This is a genomic window from Microbacterium sp. UBA1097, assembly GCF_002313585.1.
GTDB lineage: Bacteria > Actinomycetota > Actinomycetes > Actinomycetales > Microbacteriaceae > Microbacterium.
In genome coordinates, this window is the sequence record NZ_DCBW01000022.1 from 1 (window position 1) to 14,418 (window position 14,418).

At 66.7% G+C, this 14,418-nt stretch carries 14 protein-coding genes; 10 read left to right on the plus strand and 4 right to left on the minus strand.

The window, feature by feature from the left end; translation table 11 throughout:
• Positions 1 to 403, minus strand: a 403-nt coding sequence (locus B4F19_RS06335; RefSeq protein ID WP_292733484.1) for an MFS transporter, incomplete at its 3' end; no start/stop codon positions are given.
• Positions 400 to 846: a MarR family winged helix-turn-helix transcriptional regulator gene (locus B4F19_RS06340; RefSeq protein WP_292733487.1), complete on the minus strand. Its 447-nt coding sequence runs from the start codon at positions 844 to 846 to the stop codon at positions 400 to 402. The genes B4F19_RS06335 and B4F19_RS06340, both read right to left, overlap by 4 nt.
• A 181-nt stretch (positions 847 to 1,027) precedes the next feature.
• Between B4F19_RS06340 and B4F19_RS06345 the strand changes: the two genes are divergently transcribed.
• The 9 genes from B4F19_RS06345 to B4F19_RS06385 are packed head-to-tail and all read left to right on the plus strand — an operon-like array spanning position 1,028 to position 9,659.
• Complete coding sequence (locus tag B4F19_RS06345) at positions 1,028 to 2,230, plus strand: substrate-binding domain-containing protein (RefSeq protein ID WP_292733505.1); 1,203 nt, start codon at positions 1,028 to 1,030, stop codon at positions 2,228 to 2,230.
• Positions 2,231 to 2,242: 12 nt separating this feature from the next.
• Positions 2,243 to 3,049: an ABC transporter ATP-binding protein gene (locus B4F19_RS06350; protein ID WP_292729717.1), complete on the plus strand. Its 807-nt coding sequence runs from the start codon at positions 2,243 to 2,245 to the stop codon at positions 3,047 to 3,049.
• Entirely contained in the window at positions 3,046 to 3,789 is a 744-nt protein-coding gene (locus B4F19_RS06355) for an ABC transporter ATP-binding protein (protein WP_292729721.1), read from the plus strand. The genes B4F19_RS06350 and B4F19_RS06355 overlap by 4 nt, the downstream gene beginning before the upstream one ends.
• The gene (locus tag B4F19_RS06360; protein ID WP_228178065.1) at positions 3,786 to 4,661 is read left to right on the plus strand and encodes a branched-chain amino acid ABC transporter permease; all 876 of its coding nucleotides are present in this window, start codon (positions 3,786 to 3,788) and stop codon (positions 4,659 to 4,661) included. Before B4F19_RS06355 ends, B4F19_RS06360 begins: the two co-directional genes overlap by 4 nt.
• Positions 4,658 to 5,773 carry a branched-chain amino acid ABC transporter permease gene (locus B4F19_RS06365; protein WP_292729726.1) on the plus strand — a complete coding sequence of 372 codons (1,116 nt, stop codon included), beginning with the start codon at positions 4,658 to 4,660 and terminating at the stop codon, positions 5,771 to 5,773. Before B4F19_RS06360 ends, B4F19_RS06365 begins: the two co-directional genes overlap by 4 nt.
• Positions 5,770 to 7,338 carry a class I adenylate-forming enzyme family protein gene (locus B4F19_RS06370; RefSeq protein WP_292729729.1) on the plus strand — a complete coding sequence of 523 codons (1,569 nt, stop codon included), beginning with the start codon at positions 5,770 to 5,772 and terminating at the stop codon, positions 7,336 to 7,338. The genes B4F19_RS06365 and B4F19_RS06370 overlap by 4 nt, the downstream gene beginning before the upstream one ends.
• Positions 7,322 to 8,005 (plus strand): TetR/AcrR family transcriptional regulator, encoded by a 684-nt coding sequence (locus B4F19_RS06375; RefSeq protein WP_292729732.1) that lies wholly within the window; start codon positions 7,322 to 7,324, stop codon positions 8,003 to 8,005. The genes B4F19_RS06370 and B4F19_RS06375 overlap by 17 nt, the downstream gene beginning before the upstream one ends.
• Positions 8,002 to 8,754 carry a 3-hydroxybutyrate dehydrogenase gene (locus B4F19_RS06380; protein WP_292733491.1) on the plus strand — a complete coding sequence of 251 codons (753 nt, stop codon included), beginning with the start codon at positions 8,002 to 8,004 and terminating at the stop codon, positions 8,752 to 8,754. The genes B4F19_RS06375 and B4F19_RS06380 overlap by 4 nt, the downstream gene beginning before the upstream one ends.
• Positions 8,751 to 9,659, plus strand: coding sequence for an alpha/beta fold hydrolase (locus B4F19_RS06385; RefSeq protein WP_292729738.1), 909 nt, complete (start codon positions 8,751 to 8,753; stop codon positions 9,657 to 9,659). Before B4F19_RS06380 ends, B4F19_RS06385 begins: the two co-directional genes overlap by 4 nt.
• 40 nt (positions 9,660 to 9,699) lie before the next feature.
• Here B4F19_RS06385 and B4F19_RS06390 read toward each other — a convergent pair whose 3' ends face one another.
• Positions 9,700 to 12,507 (minus strand): cation-translocating P-type ATPase, encoded by a 2,808-nt coding sequence (locus B4F19_RS06390; protein WP_292733494.1) that lies wholly within the window; start codon positions 12,505 to 12,507, stop codon positions 9,700 to 9,702.
• Between the two features lie 199 nt (positions 12,508 to 12,706).
• Between B4F19_RS06390 and B4F19_RS06395 the strand changes: the two genes are divergently transcribed.
• Complete coding sequence (locus tag B4F19_RS06395) at positions 12,707 to 13,549, plus strand: universal stress protein (protein ID WP_292729744.1); 843 nt, start codon at positions 12,707 to 12,709, stop codon at positions 13,547 to 13,549.
• A gap of 82 nt (positions 13,550 to 13,631) precedes the next feature.
• On the opposite strand, the gene B4F19_RS06400 is transcribed toward B4F19_RS06395, so the two are convergent.
• Complete coding sequence (locus B4F19_RS06400) at positions 13,632 to 14,417, minus strand: IclR family transcriptional regulator (RefSeq protein ID WP_292729747.1); 786 nt, start codon at positions 14,415 to 14,417, stop codon at positions 13,632 to 13,634.
• Position 14,418 lies beyond the last annotated feature (1 nt).

Sequence of the window (14,418 nt, forward strand, 5' to 3'; positions counted from 1 at the left end):
CGCCGACGATGGTCGCCAGGGCTGTCGAGATGAATAGGGCGTTGCCGAGTCCCCAGCCGGCACGGAAGCCGATGATGGCGTCGACGCTGCCGGAGAGTGCGGACAGGAGCGAGAAGAGCACGATGAGCCCCAGCCCCGTCATGAGGGTGGCCTTCGTGCCGATCCGGCTCGAGACCCAGCTCGTGACGAGCATCGCAAGCCCCGTGACCAGCAGATAGCTGGTGAACAGCAGCTCGGTTTCCACGGGTGTCGCGTCGAGCGAGGCGGCGATTGCGGGCAGGATCGGGTCGACCAGGCCGATTCCCATGAATGCGACGACACAGGCGAACGCGACAGCCCACACCTGTGCCGGCTGGCGCCAGACCGACGCGACGGATGCCGGGGCGTGGGTGGATGCGGTCATTGGTTCCGTCCTGAGGCGTTGAGGGGTACATCGATCGTGCGCTCGCGCAGCAGCTGAGCGGTGCGCTCGAGCGCGGCGCGGTCATCGTCGGTGAGATCGGCGAAGAGGGGAGCGAGTGTCTCGCTCAGCTGCGCCCGCCATCGCGCGAGCGCTGCTCGTCCATCAGCGGTGATGCGCACCACGGTCGCCCGGGAGTCATCGGGATCGGGGGAGCGGGTCACGAGCGCCTCATCCGCCATCTGGCCGATCAGTCGCGTCATCCCGGGCTGTGTCGTTCGCGCTGCCGAAGCGAGCTCGCCGATCCGGAGCGCGCCGTAGCGCTCGAGAGTGGCAAGGGCCCGCCACTGCGCCGCCGGGGTGTCGTTGCCGGTGCGATGCGCCGCGATGCGACCCAGTGAGTAGGCCGCGCTGATGATCGTTTCGATGGGGCCGGCGTCTGTCACGATCTCGACTATATACCTCAGATATATAACACAGGCATGTAATCCCGATCCGGTCGCGAATCGGTAACGGATGTCGGCATCCCGCAGCCATGACTTGCCCCTTGTTCGCCCGTCGCCTACTGTAGGTGCCACCTGAATCAGCTTTCAGGTATGCCCCCTTCCAACGGTGAAAGGCACGCACATGCGGGTTACGAAGAAGTTGCTCCTGGGCACGGTGGTCGCCACCAGCGCCCTTGTTATGGCGGCCTGTGCGCCGCAGGCCGACGGCGGCGACGCCGGTGGAGACGAGACGATGGGACCCTCCGAGGTCACTGTCGGCATCGTTTCGAGCGAAAGCGGTCCGCTTGCCGGCTACGGCGAGCAGTACCTGTGCGGCTTCCGCGCGGGTATGTCGTACGCAACCGACGGCACGAACGAGATCAACGGGACGACCATCAACGTCGAATACCGCGATGACGCGGGCGATCCGGACAAGGCCGTGACCGCCGTGAAGGAACTCATCGGTGACGGCGTCAACATCATCGCGGGCACGGCATCATCGGGTGTTGCGCTCGCTGTCGCCGAGCAGGCGGCCCAGAACAAGGTGCTCTACATCTCCGGCCCCGCGGCTGCCGACGCGATCACCGGCATCAACGACTACACGTTCCGCTCGGGTCGCCAGAGCTCGCAGGATGTCGCGACCGCCGGCACCTTCCTCGACGACATTTCGGGCAAGACGGTGACCGTCTTCGCACAGGACACCGCGTTCGGGCAGGGCAACGTCGCGGCGGTCGAGACGATCCTCGGTGGCCAGGGCGCGACGGTCAACTCGGTGCTCGTGGCCGAGGACGTCACGGAGTTCACGCCGTTCGCACAGCAGGTGCTCGCCGGCAACCCCGACCTCGTGTTCGTCGCGTGGGCTGGGGCGACCTCGGGTGCGATGTGGCAGGCGATGAGCCAGCAGGGCGTGCTCGACGCGATTCCCGTCGTCACCGGGCTCGGTGACTCCGCCACGTTCGGCGCCTACGGTGAGGCATCCGAGAAGATCAACTTCCTGAACTACTACTTCCCGGGCGCCCCCGACAACGCCGTCAACACCGAGATGATCAGCCTGCTCGAAGAGGACGGCTGCACGCCCGACCTCTTCAGCCCCGACGGCTTCAACGCGGCACTCATGATCGTGCACGCGATCGATGAGGGTCAGGGCGATGTCGACGCGATGATCGCAGCCCTCGAGGGCTACTCCTTCGACGGTCCGAAGGGCACGCTGACGGTGCGCGCTGGCGACCACGCGCTGCTGCAGGAGATGTATCAGGTCAAGCTCGTCGCCGACGGCGGCAGCTTCGTTCCCGAGCTGATCGACACGGTGCCTGCCGACGCGGTAGCCCCCGCCGAAGCGCAGTAAGGCCCAGAACCAATGAGCACTCCGGTTCCGTCCGCGCCCGCGCAGCATCCGGCTCCCTCCGCCCTGCGGGTGGAGAAGCTGGGTCTGCAGATCGGCGGCGCGACGATTCTGAAGGATGTCGACGTCGATGTCGCCCCAGGTTCCCTGGTCGGCGTCATCGGGCCGAACGGCGCAGGCAAAACCACGCTGTTCAACGTCGTCTCCGGCATCATGACCCCCACAGCAGGTCGGGTCCTGATGAACGGCGAAGACATCACGAGGATGTCGGTGCCTGCCCGGGCGCGGGCGGGACTGGGGCGCACCTTCCAAACCTCGAGCCTGTTCCCCAAGCTGAGCGTGCTCGAGAACGTCCGGCTCGCCGCGCAGGTCGCGGTGGGGCGTGACTACTCCCTCTTCCACTTTCCATCGAAGAGCGGTGGCGCGAAGAAGGATGCCGCAACCCAGCGCGCCCTGCAGAATCTCGAAGAAGTGGGCCTGACCCACAAGCTCCTCACTCCGGCGGGAGACATCTCCCACGGCGACAAGCGCAAGCTCGAGATCGCGGTGCTCCTGGCCATGGATTCGAAGATCGTGCTGCTCGACGAGCCGATGGCTGGCGTCGCATCTGGCGATGTGGCGGGCCTCGTCGACAACATCCGCGAGCTGCAGGCGAGAACCGGATGCACGGTTCTCATGGTCGAACACCACATCGACGTACTGATGGGGCTCGTAGAAAAGGTGGCAGTGATGTACTTCGGCTCGATCATCGCGTTCGACTCACCCGCTGAGATCATGGCCAACCCGCTCGTGCAAAGCGCCTACCTGGGCAACGCCGCATGAGCGCCATCCTCGAAGTCAGCGACCTGCGCTGCTCGATCAGCGGCCAGCCGGTCGTCGAGAGCGTGACCTTCTCGGTCCCGGCCACCGGCATCACGGCGGTCCTCGGACGCAATGGTGTCGGCAAGACCTCGACGCTGCGCGGCATCCTGGGATTGATTCATCGCCGCGGCGAGGTGCGCCTTGCCGGAGAGCGGATCGACACGCTCCCCACCCATCGGATCGTCAAGCGGGGCGTCGGCTACGTTCCGGAAGACCGTGAGGTGTTCGCCAAGCTCACGGTCGCCGAAAATCTCGCCCTGGCCGAACGGCAGCGCAATCCGCGCCGTGAGTTCGTCGCCGAGCTCTTCCCCGACCTCGTGAACCGTCGCGACCAGATGGCCGGCACCCTCTCGGGCGGACAGCAGCAGATGGTCTCGGTCGCCCGCGCGCTCATGAACGACAACCAGCTGCTGCTGGTCGACGAACCGACCAAGGGGCTCGCCCCCAAGATCGTCACCGAGGTTGCAGACGCCCTCGAGGAGGCAGCAAAGACGGTGCCGATCCTGCTGGTGGAACAGAACCTCGAGGTCGTCAAACGACTCGCGCACGACGCGATAGTCATCGACAGCGGCCGCGTCGTCCACGTCGGGCCCGCCCGCGAGATCCTCGACGACGAGGAGCTCACCCAGCGACTGCTCGGTGTTCATGCCGAGCGGCCCGCGGATCCCAAGCCTGCACCGTCCTCGGAGGCCCACTCGTGAGCACCATCATCCTGACCCTGGTGACCGGTGTCGGTCTCGGGGCCCTCTACTTTCTCGTCGCCTCGGGCCTGAGTCTGATCTACGGCCTCATGCACGTGCTCAACTTCGCGCACGGGGCGTTCCTGACTCTGAGTGCTTTCCTCGGATGGATGGTCGCGCAGGCGCTCGGGACCGAGTCGTGGTGGTCGTTTCTCGTCTCGATCCTTGTCGGCGCTGCGGTCGGCGCTCTGTTTGCAACCCTGACCGAACTCGTGCTGATCCGCCCGCTCTATGAGCGACACATCGAGCAAGTGCTCGTCACGGTCGGACTCTCATTCGCCGCGGTCGCCCTGTTCGAAGGGGTGTGGGGCACCGACGCGATTCCGATCTCGGGTCCACCCTGGCTCAAGGAGACCACCGAGATCCTCGGAGCCCGGATCCCCAACGTGTACTGGATCCTGATGCTCGCCGCGGGGCTCGTGCTGGCAGCACTGGTGCTGTTCCTCCAGAAGACGCGGTACGGCATGATCATCCGCGCTGGCGTCGAGAACCGTTCGATGGTGACGGCTCTCGGAATCGACGTGCGGCGCTCCTTCACTCTCGTCTTCGCGATCGGCGGGGCAGCTGCCGGCATCGGCGGCGTGCTGGCGATGCACTACTCGACGTTCGTGTCAGCGCACCTCGGATCCACGCTGCTGATCTTCGCGTTCATCGTCACGGTCGTCGGTGGTCTCGGCTCGCTGACCGGGGCCGCAGTGGCATCCGTGCTGGTTGCCGTGTTGCAGCAGTTCGCGAACTTCTACCTCGGCGGCACCGGAGACTTCATCGTCGTCATCCTGCTGGCGGTCGTGCTGCTCGTGCGACCTTCTGGACTCCTCGGGAGGAAGGCATGAGCATCCGTCGATACTGGCCGGCGCTCGTCGGCGTCGGGCTCGTGATCTTCATGGCGGTGCTGCCGCTCCTGAACATCTCGATCCCCGGCATCCTGCCTACCCCCACCTACCAGCCGGGAACCCTGGCGCTGCTCTCGCTGTGCATGGTGTTCGCATCCCTCGCGCTGTCGTACAACCTGCTGCTGGGCACGTCCGGGATGCTGTCGTTCGGGCACGCGCTCTACTTCGGCGCCGGCGCGTATGGCCTCGGCATCGCGCTCGAGCACTTCGGGGTGCCGCTCTTTCCCGGCGTGTTCGCGGCCCTCATCGGCGGGATGATCATCGCCTTCGTCACGGGTGCTGTCGCGATGCGCGTCTCAGGGATTCCCTTCGCGATGGTCACGCTCGCTTTCGCTCAGGCAGGCTCCGTGCTCGTGCGTCGCAACTCCGCGATCACCGGCGGTGAGGAGGGTCTGAGCCTGAACACCGACCAGGTCCCGGACTTCCTCGTCGGCGTGATCAACACGCGAAACCTGTACTGGTTCGCCCTGGCGGTGCTGGTGATCGTGTACCTGGTGACGCTCTGGGTCGACACCTCTCGCCTCGGGCACCTCGCCCGGGCCACCCGCGAGAACGAGCAGCGGGTGCGGGTCCTGGGCCTTCGGCCCTACCGGGTGCGACTCATCGTCTTCGTGATCGCCGCGGTGCTCGCGAGCCTTGCCGGGGTGGCGTACATGCTGCTGCAGTCGGGAACGGTGCCGCGGTCCGTCTCCGCCGATCTCACCATCACCGTGCTGGTCATGGTCGTCCTCGGCGGGGTCGGATTCCGGTGGGGTGCGATCGTCGGGGGAGTGCTGTACACCCTGCTCGATCAGCGGCTCACGGTCCTCGCCGGGTCCGAGGCCATCGAGTCGCTCCCGGATTTCCTGCGCATTCCGCTGTCGGAGCCGCTGTTCCTGCTCGGTGCGCTGTTCATCATCGTGGTGATGTTCCTCCCCGGGGGCATCGCCGGCACGATCGATGGCTGGTGGCGTCGTCGTCACGGCGAACGTCACGTGCGCGATAGTCTGCGGAGCATCGACGACGCGGAGGCAGATGCCGATGCGGTCGGTGCCTCGGAGGTTCGAGCGTGAGCAACGACGTACAAGACGAGTCGCACACGATCGGCCGGTGGCTGGTCGAGCGCGCCGCGCACACACCGCATCGTGTTGCGATCGACGATCGCGGGGTGACGATCACCTACGGCGAGCTGGCCGATCGGGCGCGAGAACTCGCCGAGAGCCTCGCAGGAGCGGGCTTCGGCCCGGGAACGCGCATCGCAACGCTCGCGGGAAACTCCATCGACCACGTCGTGCTCTTCTTCGGATGCGCGCTTGTCGGTGTCGCGTTCGTTCCGCTCTCGTGGCGTCAGAGCACGCGTGAGCTCGTCGACACGCTCGGCCGCAGCGACCCCCAGCTGCTGGTGGTCGATGACGAGTTCGCCGCGTCCGCGGCCGACGCCATCCGTGAACTGGCGGAGCCTCCGCTGGTTGCCGCCCTGGGGACTGCCGGCATTGAGCGCGCCGTCCCCCCGGCGCGCGACCCGCGGCCAGCCCGCGCGGTCCGCGACGATGACCCTTTGCTGATCGTGTTCACGTCGGGGAGCGAAGCTGCGCCCAAGGGCGTCATCCTCACCCACGCCAACTGCTTCTGGAACAACCTGGCCCTCGGGCGCGCGCTGCCACTGGGTGAGGGGGATGTCGTTCTCACCGTCTTGCCGCAGTTCCACGTTGCGGCGTGGAACTGCCAGCCGCTGCTCGCGTGGTGGGGCGGCGCGACTGTCGTGCTGGAGCGTTCGTTCGACACCGAGCGCGTGCTGCAGCTCATCCGAGAGCGCCGGGTCACCGCGATGATGGGCGTTCCGACGCAGTATGCGATGCTCGCCGAATCCCGAGGGTGGGACGCCAGCGATCTGTCGTCGATCCGCCTCGCGCTCGTGGGTGGAGCCACCCTACCCAGCGCGGTTCGAGACGCGTGGCACGCCCGCGGCGTTGAGCTGGTCCAGGGTTACGGACTCACCGAAGCAGGCCCCAATGTGCTGCACTGCCCGACCGGCAGCGCCGGCGGCCACGAGGGCGCGGTGGGGCGACCGTATCCTCACGTCAGCGTCCAGGTCGTCGACCCCCACACGCTGCTTCCGCTCCGCGGGGACGCGACGGGGGAGCTCTGGGTCCGAGGACCGAGCGTGTTCGCGGGCTACCTCGGTGACCCGGATGCCACCGCGCGGGCCATGCACGGCGACTGGTTGCGCACCGGCGATCTCGTCCACCGCGACCGAGACGGCGTCTTCACCGTCGTCGACCGGCTCAAAGACATCTTCATCTCCGGCGGCGAGAACGTCGCCCCCGCCGAGGTCGAGCACGCGCTGTGTCTGCACCCTCTGGTGAGCGGCGCAGCCGTGGTCGGCGTCCCCGATCCGGTGTGGGGCGAACGGGGCGTCGCCTTCGTCACGATTCGCGCGGGAGCGGTCATTTCTCGCGACGAGATCCTCGCGCACGCCCGGCGCACCCTTGCGGCCTTCAAAGTCCCCATTGCCGTCGAGGTCGTCGAACGACTGCCCCGATCCTCGATCGACAAGTTGGCGAGGTCGCGGCTGCGTGAGCGTGCCAGAGCGACCGTGGCATCGACTCAGGAGGTGTCGCATGAGCGTTCCCATTGAGGACGAGGACGTCACGCCGGTCTCGTCGGCGACAGGCCGGCCGTTGACCAAGCGGGGCGAGGCCACGCGGAGCCGGCTGCTCGAGGCGGCCGAGACGGTGTTCGCCGATCAGGGGTACCACGAGGCATCCATCGTCAAGATCACCGAGCGCGCCGGTATCGGGCTCGGAACGTTCTATCTGTACTTCGACAGCAAGCAGACGATCTTCGAAGCACTCGTGATCGATCTGAACCGGCGGGTACGGCACTCGATGTCGGAGGCGATGGCAGGAGCGTCGAGCCGTCTTGAAGCCGAACGCGCGGGGTTTGCCGGGTTCTTCCGCTTCACTGCGGCGCATCCCGCGTTGTACCGGGTTGTGCGCGAGGCAGAGTTCGTCTCACCCGACACTCTGCGACTGCATTACACGCGCATCGTCGAGGGGTATGAGGCGGGGCTCCGTGCCGCCCAGGGAAGCGGGGATGTCGATCGCGCGCTCGATCCCGAGGTCACGGCGTGGGCGCTCATGGGCATGGGAGAGCTCATCGGCATGCGGTTCCTGCTCTGGGAACGGGATGCCGAGGGCAGGCCGCCTGCCGAGCTGGACCCCGCCGTGATGGCGTCGATGTCGACGCTCATCGACAACGCGCTCGCTCCCCGAGCGGAACCGAAGAAGGAGGAGCCTCGATGACCGAGAACGACCTTGCGGGGCGACGCGCCCTGGTCACCGGCGGCGCGAGCGGCATCGGTTTCGCATGCGCGACAGAGTTCGCCTCTCGGGGCGCAAGTGTCGTCGTTGCCGACCTCAACGCGGACGCCGCTCACGCGGCTGCCGAACAGATCGGCGGCGAAGCCTGGGTCGTCGACCTCTCCGAGACCGAAGCGCTCGATGACCTGAGCCTCGAGGTCGACATCCTGGTCAACAATGCCGGCATCCAGCGGGTGAGTCCCATCGCCGAGTTCGACCCGGCGACCTACCGGATGATGATGCGCCTCATGCTCGAATCGCCGTTCCTGCTGGTGCGTGCCGCGCTGCCGCACATGTACGCGAACGGATGGGGCAGGGTCGTCAACATCTCCAGCGCCCACGGGCTGCGCGCCAGTCCCTACAAGGTCGCCTACGTCGCGGCAAAGCACGGCCTGGAGGGACTGTCGAAGGTGACAGCGCTTGAGGGCGGCCCGCACGGTGTCACCAGCAACTGCATCAACCCGGCCTATGTGCGAACCCCGCTCGTCGAGAAGCAGATCGCCGACCAGGCGAAGGTGCACGGTATCCCCGAAGACGAGGTCGTCGAGAAGATCATGCTCACCGAGACCGCCGTCAAGCGTCTCGTGGAGTCTGACGAAGTTGCATCCCTGGCCGGCTGGCTCGTCTCAGACAAGGCCGGGATGGTCACTGGCGCCTCCTACACGATGGACGGCGGGTGGACCGCACGATGAGCGCGCACACCTATCGCACTGTCGACGTCGTCGTCCCCGGGGGTGACCTGCACGTTGGTGTCTGGGATCCGGTGGCCCCGCAGACCGGCCAGGTGCTGCTGGTCCACGGCGTCACCTCGTCGCACCTGGCCTGGCCGTTCGTCGTCGAGGAGCTCCCCGGGATTCGCGCGATCGCGCCAGACCTTCGTGGGCGCGGACGCAGCAACGAGGTAGCCGGGCCAGCTGGGCTTGCTGCGCACGCGGACGACCTGGCCGCTGTGCTCGATCACCTCGGCATTGAGAAAATCCCGGTCGTCGGGCATTCGATGGGCGCTTTCGTGTCTGTCGTGTTCGCTCACCGGCATCCGTCGCGGGTCGAAAGCCTGCTTCTTGTCGATGGTGGGTTGCCCCTCGACGTTCCACCGGGGTTGGATGCGGATGCCGTCGTCGCGCATGTCCTCGGCCCCACCGCGGCGCGCCTGTCGATGCGGTTCGGATCCATCGATGACTATCTCGAGTTCTGGCGGCCCCACCCCGCCTTCGCGCAGGCGTGGTCGCCCGAACTCGAGAGCTACTTCGCCTACGACCTCGTCGATGACGGGTCCGGGATGCTGCGACCGGCCACAAGCTACGAGACGATGGTCGACGACACCATCGACATGAACACGGGGTCTTCGTTGCCGGACGCACTCGCCGATCTGCAGCATCCGACAACCCTTATCACGGTGCCGCGGGGATTGCAGGGTGAGGAGCCGGGGCTGTACGCACCGGAGTACCTCGAGGGGGTCCTCGCGACGTATCCGAGCATCGAGCACACGCGGCTCGATGACCTCAACCACTACACGATCGTGATGAGTGAGCAGGGTGCGCGCGTCGTCGGTGAGGCGGTGCGTTCGGTGCTCGCCCAGCCGCGCAGCGTTGCGTGACCAGCACCGCCGCGCAGCGTTGCGTGACGTCGTGGATCGATCACTGGCGGCCGCGTGCTGACTCGAAGGCGAATCGGCGGTTGCGTGCAGCAGCAAGGACTCGTCCGATTGCCTTTATCACCTCGATGGCGAGGAAGCACGCAAGGGCATATCCAATCGCGGTCGCCCATTGCGCGAGGCTTAGCGGGACGGAGCCGAACCACGCATGGAACGGTGGCAGGTAGGTGTATCCCGTCTGGAGTGCGGCAAGTATGGCGATGGAGATCCAAATCGCGTGATTCCCGGTGAGTGCACGCAGGGTGAAGCTCGATCGGCGTAGGAGGCGAACGTTGAACAACACGGCCACCTGAGCGACCACGAGTACTGTCACTGCTTCGGCGCGCGCCGTCTCGAGGTCAGCACCGCGAGCGAGTTCGGCGAAGAAGGCAATGATCGTCGCGGCTGATACCACAATGCCCATTCCCGCGAGCATGAGCAGCTTTCCTGAGAGGATCGACTCGCCGGCGGACCGGGGTCGTCGTTTCATCGTTCCGGGCTCGACTGGTTCGTAGGCGAAGGCGAGAGAAAGGGTAACGGCGGTAACGAGGTTCACCCAGAGAATCTGAGTGGGCTGCAGAGGGTCGGGGAAGCCAACCACGACGGCGGTGAAGACGACCAGGGCTTGCCCGAGTGTCGTGGCGAGGATGAAGACCACGGACTTGCGCAGGTTGTCGTAGACGCGTCTGCCTTCGCGTACGGCTCGCTCGATGGTGGCGAAGTTGTCATCGGCGAGGACGATATCGGAGGCGTCTTTGGCGGCTTCTGTTCCCTTCATTCCCATGGCGACGCCGACGTCGGCTCGGCTCAGCGCGGGAGCGTCGTTGACTCCGTCACCGGTCATCGCGACCACGCCACCGCGGGACTGGAGTGCAGCGACGATGCGCAGTTTGTGTTCTGGGCTGGTACGCGCGTACACGTCGACGTCCGCGACGACATCCCGCAGCTGTACGTCGTCCATCCCGTCGATCTCGGCCCCGGTCAGCACTGTCGCGCCGTCGTCGACGACCCCCATCTCGGCGGCGATGGCATGCGCGGTGCGGGCGTGGTCACCGGTGATCATCTTCACGCTCACGCCGGCCTCCTGGCATTCGGCGATCGCGGCCGTCGCTTCGGGTCGTGGCGGGTCGGCGATGGCGACGATGCCCAGCAGCACCAGTCCGCGAAGATCCTCAGACTCGACGGTCAGGACATCCGGTGACACGTCACGACGAGCTGCGGCGAGGACCCGCATTCCCTGCGCGGTGTACTCGTCGACGAGCGCCTGCCACCGGTCGTGCTCCACCGGGTCCTTCCCTCCGTCGGTGGCTCGCTGGTGCTCGCAAAGGGTGAGCAGACGGTCGGGCGCACCCTTGACGAAGATGACTTGCCTTCCCGCGATCGATCGGTTGAGGGTGGCCATGTACTTCACGCTGGCTTCGAACGGGATCTCGTCCTGGCGCGCGAAGTCGGAGGCGTCGATGCCAGCCTTGCGACCCAGGGTGATCAGTGCGCCTTCGGTGGGATCCCCCACGACCTGCCACCCGGCGGTCTCTGTGTGGTCGAGCCGCGCGTCGTTGCACAGGGTGAGCGCGAGCGCCAATTCGCGCAGATCCGGCATACCCGCGGAATCCAGGTCGCCGTTTCGCAGGATCGCTCCCGTGGGATCGTAGCCTTCGCCGGTGACCGTGTACCGGGCGGCCGCGGTGGTGGCGGCCCTCACGGTCATCTCGTTCTTGGTCAGCGTGCCGGTCTTGTCGGAGCAGATTACGGTGACCGACCCGAGGGTCTCTACCGCAGCCAGTCGGCGGGTGATCGCCCGCTGTGCAGCCATCTGCCGCACGCCCAGTGCAAGGGTGATCGTCACTACCGCCGGCAGCCCCTCCGGCACCGCGGCCACCGCAAATGCGATGGCGGATGATAGTAGCAACTCCGGGGAGTTCCCGTGCAGGATCGATCCGAGCGCGACCATCACGACGACCAGCACGAGCACGGTGACCGTCAGCTGACGTCCGAGCCGGTTGATCGAGCGGATGAGCGGGGTGTCCGTGCGCTCGACATCGCGAACCAGCTGCTGGATACGGCCGAGTTCAGTACGGATTCCGGTCGCGGTGACCACGGCCACAGCTCGTCCGGCGACCACGATCGATCCGGCGTGTAGCATATTGTGCCGGTCGCCGAGGGCGGCATCGTGCGGCACAGTGTCGGTGTGTTTGGCCGCAGGAACCGCTTCGCCCGTCAGCGCAGCCTCATCTGCCCGCACATCACGCGCTTCGACCAGCCTTGCGTCCGCGGGCGCTCGATCGCCGGCGTGGACTCGAATGATATCGCCGATGACCAGCGTGGCAGCGTCGATGTCGTGCCAGCTGCCATCTCGCCGCACGGTGGCGTGCGGCGAGAGCATCTTGCGGATTCCGCGCAGGGCCTTCTCGGCTTGCCCCTCCTGGACGAACCCGATGATCGCGTTGATAAGTGCGACCGCGAGGATCACCGACGCGTCGATATAGTCACGCGACGCGAGCTTGATCACCGCAGCCGCAAGCAGAACGTAGATGATTGCGTTGTTGAACTGCGCCAGGAACCGCAAGACCGGATGCGTCGGCGACGGTTCTGGCAGACTGTTCGGCCCGAAGTGCGCATGGCGCCGGTCTACCTCCCCCGAGGCGAGCCCCGCACGAGTCGTTTCGAGTCCCTCGAGCACGACACCGGCAGGGTGACCATGGGGATCGTTCGGCGAACCCGATGCCGCGGCCGGGTGATGGGTGAGTTCAGCCGGTGTCCGTCCCCGCGGCGCATGAGGCTCCCGAGACCCTTCGCGGCTCACAGCGGACATTTGATTCTGCTCCCGTCACTCCTCGTCCGGGCGTTCCTTCCACCGTGCCAAACCAGGCGGACGTGAGGTAGGGCCCATGGTCCCCGCCGATGGGACCTCCGCCCCTACCCGAGTGGCGCCCGGCAGGGGATGCTGCGATCAGCAGATCCGGGGCGCGACAGCGCCAACCGGACTCCGGGCCCGAACAAAGGAGTACGAGATGCAGGAGAAGATCATCGTCGGGGTGACGGATGCTGCGGTATCGCGCCGCGCCGTCGACTGGGCCACCGAGCGGGCGACGATCAGGGGCGACCGGCTCGAACTGGTGTCGATCGTCGGCGGTGCCGCCGGTGTCATCGGTGAAGGCAACATCATCGATCATGCGCTCGAGCTGACACAGAACATGCTGGATGAAGAGGCCGAGCGTGTGCGTGCACGTGGCGTGCCCGCCCGGACACGTGTCGCACGCGGCAAGCCGGTCGAACAGCTCATCGAAGCCTCGAAGGATGCCGCGCTGCTGGTCATCGGTAGCGACTACCGCGGCCCGCTATCAGGGCCGGCTCGAGGTCCGCACGGGATCCGCATCACCGCCGCCGCACAGTGCCCCGTGGTCGTCGTGCCCGATCTCGACCTCACTGGCCGGTCCGGGGTGATCGTTGGCGTCGATGGGTCAGACGTTTCCGAGCTCGCTATCGCCTTCGCCGCCGTCGAAGCAGACCGATCCGGAGAACCGCTCACCGCGGTGAGCAGCTGGTCTCCGGTGGCGCTTCCCCTCTACGTTCGGTCATACCCTGACGACTACCTCCAGATCATGCAGAAGCTCACCGAGGAAGCGCTCGCGATTTCGATCGCCGGTATTCCGCAGCTGTATCCCGACCTGGACGTGCGCCGCGTGGTCGAGAGGAGTGATAGTCCGGACACGCTGATCAATCGACTCGCCTCGCAAGCTCGCCTTACCGTCATCGGGTCACATGGCTACGGCCGAGTTGCGCGTTTCCTGCTCGGATCCACCAGCCAGCAGGTACTCGCCCGCCTCGCCACGGTGACAGTCGTCGTACGGTGAACAGACCGCGCTGGAGGCGCAGGTCAATCCGGAGGTCGCCTGAGCGCGGCTGACAGCGCCTGTTGCGGCAGCCCGGGCGGTCTCAGCCCCGGGATGCCGCGACGCGTGTCGTCAGCTGGTGCGCGTGGGCCAGCAGGATGCGGCCGAGCTCGGGGAGCCGGTCGGGTCCGAATCGGAACTCGACTCCCGTGAGACTCAACGCCCACTGCGGGTGCCCTTCGCGTGTGAAAACAGCGGCCCCGACGCCGAAGCTTCCTTCGACGATCAGGCCCGGGTTGACGGCGTACCCGCGCTCGTGCGTCTCGCGCAGACGGCCCCGAAGCCGCGTCGGGGCGTGAGCGGCACCCCACCGCTCCGGGAGCTCAGGATGCCGCTCGAAGTATGCGTCCACATCGTGGTCTGGAAGGAAGGAGAGGATCGCGAGCCCCGCCGACGCGACGCCCAGGGGAAAGCGCACACCCTCGGACAGTACGAAGGATCGGATGGGAAAGCTCCCCTCCTCGCGCAACAGACACACTGTCTCGTCGCCGCGTCGCACCGAGAGGAAGGCGCTTTCTTCGGTGCGGACGGCGAGCGAGCGCACGATGTCGCGAGCGAGGCTCGTGATGTCGTACCGGGATGCTGCGGCCGTACCCATCAGGTAGAGCTCGGGCCCCGGCATCCAGGTGCCGAGTGCTTCGTCCTGGTCGACGAGCCCCTCGTGGCGCAGCGCCGTGAGGAGTCGGTGGGTCGTCGGGCGGGTGAGATCCGCCCGACGGGCCAGCTCCGAAACGGTGAGGCCCGCAGCGCCTCCTGCCGACACCAAGCGCAGCAGAGATGCCGCGCGCGCGATTGCCTGCGCGCCCGGTACGGAGGGAGGGCTGTCCATG

Excerpts from the sequence above, each read along its gene's own strand:
- B4F19_RS06385 (WP_292729738.1), top strand. The coding sequence starts at position 8,751 with ATGAGCGCGCACACCTATCGCACTGTCGACGTCGTCGTCCCCGGGGGT.
- B4F19_RS06395 (WP_292729744.1), top strand. The coding sequence starts at position 12,707 with ATGCAGGAGAAGATCATCGTCGGGGTGACGGATGCTGCGGTATCGCGC.
- B4F19_RS06365 (WP_292729726.1), top strand. The coding sequence starts at position 4,658 with ATGAGCATCCGTCGATACTGGCCGGCGCTCGTCGGCGTCGGGCTCGTG.
- B4F19_RS06375 (WP_292729732.1), top strand. The coding sequence starts at position 7,322 with ATGAGCGTTCCCATTGAGGACGAGGACGTCACGCCGGTCTCGTCGGCG.
- B4F19_RS06400 (WP_292729747.1), bottom strand. The coding sequence starts at position 14,417 with ATGGACAGCCCTCCCTCCGTACCGGGCGCGCAGGCAATCGCGCGCGCG.
- B4F19_RS06350 (WP_292729717.1), top strand. The coding sequence starts at position 2,243 with ATGAGCACTCCGGTTCCGTCCGCGCCCGCGCAGCATCCGGCTCCCTCC.
- B4F19_RS06380 (WP_292733491.1), top strand. The coding sequence starts at position 8,002 with ATGACCGAGAACGACCTTGCGGGGCGACGCGCCCTGGTCACCGGCGGC.
- B4F19_RS06390 (WP_292733494.1), bottom strand. The coding sequence starts at position 12,507 with ATGTCCGCTGTGAGCCGCGAAGGGTCTCGGGAGCCTCATGCGCCGCGG.
- B4F19_RS06345 (WP_292733505.1), top strand. The coding sequence starts at position 1,028 with ATGCGGGTTACGAAGAAGTTGCTCCTGGGCACGGTGGTCGCCACCAGC.
- B4F19_RS06355 (WP_292729721.1), top strand. The coding sequence starts at position 3,046 with ATGAGCGCCATCCTCGAAGTCAGCGACCTGCGCTGCTCGATCAGCGGC.